Source organism: Streptomyces durocortorensis (genome assembly GCF_016901035.1).
GTDB lineage: Bacteria > Actinomycetota > Actinomycetes > Streptomycetales > Streptomycetaceae > Streptomyces > Streptomyces durocortorensis.
In genome coordinates, this window is sequence record NZ_JAFEUF010000336.1 from 1 (window position 1) to 6155 (window position 6155).

The 6155-nt window shown below is 75.1% G+C and carries 3 protein-coding genes; all 3 read left to right on the forward strand.

The annotated features are described in order from the left end of the window. Positions 1–1284 (forward strand): ATP-grasp domain-containing protein (locus JS521_RS33020; RefSeq protein WP_239488169.1); only part of this gene is annotated, 1284 nt, incomplete at its 5' end. Then, complete coding sequence (locus tag JS521_RS33025) at positions 1284–2645, forward strand: hypothetical protein (protein WP_205086579.1); 1362 nt, start codon at positions 1284–1286, stop codon at positions 2643–2645. The genes JS521_RS33020 and JS521_RS33025, both read left to right, overlap by 1 nt. 135 nt (positions 2646–2780) lie before the next feature. After that, positions 2781–6002, forward strand: coding sequence for a tetratricopeptide repeat protein (locus JS521_RS33030; RefSeq protein WP_205086580.1), 3222 nt, complete (start codon positions 2781–2783; stop codon positions 6000–6002). Positions 6003–6155: the final 153 nt, after the last annotated feature.

Below are 6155 nucleotides of genomic sequence, written 5' to 3' on the forward strand. Positions count from 1 at the left end.
CACCCCTCCCCCGCCACTCCCAGAAACGGCCACCACACCATGCCCAAACTGCTCCTCCTCGAAGCCATGGGGAACACCGCCGAGTACGTCCTCGACGCCGCCCGGGACCTGGGCGTCGAGGTCATCGTCGTCACCCACCAGGACGTCCACGACGACTGGTACTCGCCGGTGGTCAAGCGCAAGATCAGGGAGAACGGCAAGCTCGTCCTGACCGACTTCTCCGACAGCGAGGGCGCCCTGCGGCAGCTCACCGAACTGGCCCGCGCCGAGGGCGTCACCGGTGTGGTCGCCTGCTGGGAGTTCCTGACCCCGCTGGTCGCCCGGCTCGCCGCCGACCTGGGGCTGCCCGGCAACGATGCCTCCCGCGCGCTCAGTTGCCGTAACAAGCGCATCATGGCGCGCGCCTTCGCCGAGCACGGCGTCCCGGCCCCCAGGACGCTCGCCCCGCGGACCGTCGAGGAGGCGTACCGCGCGGTGGAGGCGGCGGGCCTGGCCTACCCCCTCGTGGTGAAGCCCTCCGAGCAGTCCGGTTCCTGGGGCGTGGCGGTGGTCCACAGCGACGAGGAGCTGGCGACGGCCTTCGCGGCGGCCCAGTCCCACCTGTTCCAGCTGCCGCACGGCATCCCGCTGGACCCGCATGTGATCGTCCAGGAGTACGTCGGCGGGACCGAGTTCAGCATCGAGACGGTGTCGGTGCGCGGAGTGGTGACGCCGCTGTTCCCGTACGACAAGTTCACCACCGGGGGCGGCCGGCGGGCCGAGCTGGGGCACACCGTTCCCGCCGAGCTGGACGAGGCGTCGGTGGACACCCTGCGGCAGGCCGCGGTGGCGGCCGCGCGGGCCCTCGGCGTCACGAACGGCGTCGCGCACATCGAGCTCAAGCTGCTCCCGGACGGCACCACCCGCGTGATCGAGCTGGGCGCCCGGCTGCCCGGCGACCACATCGTCGCCCTGATGCGGCAGGCGCGGGGCGTCGACGAGGCCAGGATCTACGTACAGATCGCCCTCGGTCTGGAGCCCTCGCTCACCCCCACCGCGGACACGGCGGCGGGCATCCGCTTCCTGGTCCCGCCGCGCGGCGGAACCCTCCGCTCGGTCAGCGGGATCGGCGAGGCGGGCGCGGTGGCCCTGAGCAGGCTCACCGTCGAGCCGGGCGGCCAGGTGCGCGCCCCGGGGGACAACGACGCGCGCGTCGGGTACGTGATCCTGCACGCCGGCACCGCCGCCGAGGTGAACGCGGCCGCGGCGAAGGTGCTCGCGGACGTCACGGTCGACGTCGGCTGATGGGCGCCGCCGCCCGGCTGACCCGGGAGTATCTGCGGAACCTGCCCGCCGGGTGCACCCCGGAACGCACCTGCGCCGCCTCCCCGCTGGCCGGAGACATCTACGGGGACGCGTTCCTGACCCGCCCGGTCCTGCTCGGCCGGGGCGAGAGCCGGGAGGTGGGCGAGCGGATCAGCCGCCTGTACGACCTCCTGCTGACGCTGCCCGAGCGCCTGTACGGGGGTGATCTGCGGGCGTTCACCGCCGCCCTCGGCTGGCCGCCGGAGCAGATCGCCGCCACGCTGCGGGCGGACGGCAGACCGCGTGAGCTGCCCCGCTGCGCCCGCGCCGATCTCTACCGCGAGGCGGACGGCTTCCGGCTCCTCGAACTCAACGGCGGTAGCCCGCTGGGTGGTTGGGACATCGCCCTGCTCAACCGGACCCTGCTCCAGGAGCCGTACGTCGCTTCCTTCGCGCGGGAGCACGGTCTCGGTTTCACGGACGGGATCGAGGTCCTGCTGGACCTGTGGCGGCAGTCGTTCCCCGGCTTCGACCCCGCAGCGAGCCCGGTGGTGGCCCTGCTGGAGTGGCCCGGCAGCTACCCGGTGATGGAGCGGCACCTGAACCGGATGGCCGTGCTGCTCGCGGAGCACGGCGTCGAGGCCGTGCCCTGTCACCTCGGGCAGGTGGAGTACCGCGCGGACGGCGTCCACGTCTCCGGACGCCGGATCGACCTCGTCCACCGCTGGTTCGTCATCAACGACGTCGTCACCGCCGAGGACGCCGCCCTGCTCGCGCCGCTGTCCCGGGCCGCAGATCGCGGTCTGGTGCACCTGTTCACCCCGCTGGAGAACGAGGTGTACGGCAGCAAGGCCGCGCTGGCGCTCCTCAGCGACACCCGTGAACGGCAGCTGTTCGACCGGGCCGAGCGGGAGGCGATCGACGCGCTGCTCCCGTGGACCCGGCTGGTCCGGGACGAGCGGACCGAGGTCGCCGGGGAGCGGGTGGAGCTGCTCCGGTACGCCGAGGCGCACCGCGACGCGCTGGTGCTCAAGGCGAGCAGCTCGCACAGCGGTCTGGACGTGCTGGCCGGGTGGGAGACCTCGGCCGACGCGTGGGCCGCCGCCGTCCACGCGGCGGTGGACGGCCCGTACGTCCTTCAGCGCCGGGTCCGGCCCGTGGCGGAGGAGTTCCCCGTTCCGGGCGGGGGCGCCACCGAGCCGGTGGTGCTCACCTGGGGCGTCTTCCTGGCGGGCCGGGGCTGGGGCGGGGCGTATCTGCGCGGCACGGCCGATCTCGACAGCGGGGTGATCAGCTCCGGGAAGGGGGGCCGGCTGGGCACGTCGTTCCTCGTCGACGACAGCCGTCCGCCCGCGCCTTGACCCTCCCCTTGCCCGGTGCCCCTCGCGCCGGAGCGCGCCACGCAGGACACTTGACCCCGACGCTTGATATCCGACGCTTGGCATCTGACGCTCCGGAACCGAGGTCCGGAGCGCAGCACTCGGAGGGGGACACTTATGCGGGACAGCCATCGGGCGGAAGCCGAGAGGCTGTTGGTGCGCGCCGTGGAGGAGGAGGCGCGGCGCACCGGCGGACGGACGGATGCCGGTGCGCTGCTGTCGCGGGCGCGGGCCGCGCTCGACACCATGGCCGCCGGCGCGAGCGAGGAGTACGCCGCGTACACGCAGGCGCTGGACTCGGCGGCGGCCGGGGACCGTCCGCTGGCGGAGCGCTTCAGCAGAGCGAACCTCGGAACGCCCCTGCTGGTGACGGGCGTTGCCGCGGCCGCCGCGTTCGGCGCGGATCTGGCGCTCGGGGCGAACACCGGCCTGGCGTTCGGCGCGGGCGCGGCCGTCGCGGTGGCCGGCACGGCGACGACCGTGGCGAAGGTGACCACCTCGCACTGGCCCGCCGCCCACCGCCGGGCCGCGGCGGCCGGACAGCCGGGCGGGGCCGAGCAGTTGCGGCTCCAGTGGCTGACCGCCCTGGAGGTACGGGGCATCCGCCCGTATCTGGACCAGCAGCGCATGCTGACGCCGGCCAAGCGCGCCCCGAAGAAGCAGACGGCCCCGGTGGTAAGGCAGTTGCGCGGCGGCGACCGCAGCGCCGCGGCCCGGACCCGGGTGGTGCTGGAGCAGTCGTTCGGCCATCTCCCGCAGGCGGAGGGGCCGTTCACCGGGCGGCGGGCCGAGCTGGCGCAGATCGCCCAGTGGGTGCACGCGGCCCGCGCCTCCACGCAGACCCGGCCGACCGTGGTCGTGCTGCACGGTGAGCCGGGGTCGGGGCGGACCGCGCTCGCGGTACGGGCGGCCCATGCGCTCAAGGACCAGTTCCGGGGCGCGTGCGTGGTCGATATGCGGGGCCAGGTGGCCGGGGAGAACCCGCTGCCGACCCGGGACGCGCTGCTGCACCTGCTGAACCGGCTGGGCGCGCCGCGCGAGCAACTGCTGTTCCGGGAAGGCGCGTCGGCCGAGCAGCAGGTGCGGCGGCTCTCCGAGCTGTACCACCAGCACCTCACGGGGACGCCGGTCACGATCGTGCTGGACGACGCGACGGACGCCGGGCAGGTGCGCACCCTGGTGCCGGAGCGCTCGGACTCCCTGGTGATCGTCACCGCCCGGGAGCCGCTGGAGCTGCCGGAGGACCTGCCGGCCTGGGTGCACCAGCTGCCGGTCGGGCCGCTGGACGCGGCGGGCGCGGAGGAGTTGCTGCGGGAGGTGGCCGAGGAGGAGGAGTCCGGGCCGTACGACTACCCGTCCACGGACGCCGTCGTGGAGCTGTGCGGCGGGCTGCCGCTGGCGCTGCGGGTGGCGGGTTCCGCGCTCGGGGCCCGGAGCCGGCACACGCTGGCGGAGGACCTCGGTGCGTACGGGCCGGTGGCCCCGGTGGAGCGGGCCCTGTGGCTGCGCTACACCGACCAGGGCGATCAGGCCCGGCGGCTGCTGCGGCGGCTCGCGCTGGCGGGCCGGGCGAGCCTGGGGGCGGCAGCGGCGGCCTCGCTGCTCTCCGCCGACGAGCAGGAGGCGGAGCGGCTGCTGACCGTGCTGGCGCGGGCCGGGCTGCTCACCCGCGTCCGGGGGTCGCGCTACCGGCTGCACGACCTGGTGCGGGCCTTCGCGCTGGCCCGGCTGCTGGACGAGGAGGAGCCGGCCGAGCGGACGGCCGCCCAGGAGCGGCTGCTGACGAACTACGCGGAGCTGGCCGACGCGGTGATCCGGATGGTCGACGGGAAGATGTCGACCCGCGCCGGGCAGTTCGGCTCGCACGGTTTCGGGTCGCTGGACTCGGCGCTGCGCTGGCTGGACGACGAGTCGAGCTTCATCACCTCCGCACTGCGGCACGCGGAGGGAGTCGACCAGGCCACGGTGCTGCATCTGCTGGGCGCGCTGTGCGACTACTGCCTGCTGCGCGGCGACCTGTACCGCCTGGGCGAGATCAGCGAGCTGACCCAGGCCGTGGACCAGGGGCTGCTGGAGCGCTCGGTGCAGTGGCGTACGGGCATCGCGGCCCGGCAGCTCGGCGAGCTGGACAAGGCCCGCACCACGCTGTCCTCCGTGGTCGGGCTCTACCACGAGGCGCAGAACGACGCGGGCGAGGCGCTGGCGCTGTGCTCGCTCGGGATCACCCTGCACCACCAGGGCAATCTGACCGAGGCGGCCGCCCGGCTGGAGGAGGCGCTGGCCCTCCAGTCCTCCGAGGCGCAGGCCGAGGACCGGGCCTGGTCGCTGCACGCGCTGGCCGCCGTCGAGCGGGACCGGGGCGACCTGCCGAGGGCGCTGGCGCTGCTGGCCGACGCGCTGCGGCTGCACCGGGAGGGCGAGTCGCTGCACGGCGAGGCGTGGACGCAGTTCCAGCTGGGCCAGGTGCGGCTGCGTACGGGAGAGGTCGTCCCGGCCGAGGAGGCGCTGAGCACGGCCCTGGAGCTGTACGGGCGCACCCGCGACGGGCGCGGTGAGGCGTGGGCGATCACCCAGCTGGCCCGGGCCCGGCTGCTGGACGGCGATCCGGCGGCCGCCCTGGAGCAGTTGCGCGACGCCCTGGCCCGGCACCGGGACAACGAGGACGCGCGCGGTGAGGCGTGGACCCTGTACTACCTCGGTCAGGCGCTGGAGGAGGACGGGGACACCGATCAGGCGGTGCGCGAGCTGGAGCGGGCCCGGACGATGTTCTCCCGGATGCGGGACGTGTACGGGCTGGCGTGCGCCCGGCACCACTCGGGCCGGGTGACCCGCGACCAGCGGGCCGCGCAGACGGGCAACCTGCGCAATTCGGGGTTCGCCCGGCAGCTGCTGATGGACGCCCGGGCGGACTTCCGGCGGATCAAGGTGCCGTACGGGGAGGCGTGGGCGTGCGTGGAGCTGGCGTTGATCGACGCGGGCAACGGGCGGGCCCCGCAGGCACTGGAGCTGTGCGGGGAGGCGGCGGAGCTGTTCGCCTCGTACGGGGACGCGCGGGGCGGCGACTGGGCCCGTTTCCTGCGCTGCACGCTGCTGCCGTACGCCTCGCCCGGGGGCAGCGAGGTGGGCACGGTGGTGGCCCAGCAGGAGCTGGCCGAGCTGATGGCGGCCCGGCACCCGGCGCGGGACGGCAAGCTGGAGCAGTCGGCGGCGGCGTTCGCGGTGGCGCTGGAGCGGGGCGTCGACCTGGAGGACGGCTGGCAGGCGTGGCGGCTGGGGCTGACCCCGAACCGTAGCGCCGGCCAGTTCATGGGCGTGGCGGTGGAGCCGGCCCGGCCGTGAGCAGCTGAGCGGTGCGAACGGGAGCGAGGCGGGGGGGGGGGGGGGGGGGGGGGGGGGGGGCGGGCCGGCCGCGGAGAGGGCGCCGGGGGCAGCGCCGAAAGAGCCAGCCGCGCGGCGCCCGGCGGCGGGCGGGGCGCCGCGGGCGCGCGGCGG

Bases quoted from the DNA above. Each gene is read 5' to 3' on its own strand.
- JS521_RS33025 (WP_205086579.1), top strand. From the start codon at position 1,284: ATGGGCGCCGCCGCCCGGCTGACCCGGGAGTATCTGCGGAACCTGCCC.
- JS521_RS33030 (WP_205086580.1), top strand. From the start codon at position 2,781: ATGCGGGACAGCCATCGGGCGGAAGCCGAGAGGCTGTTGGTGCGCGCC.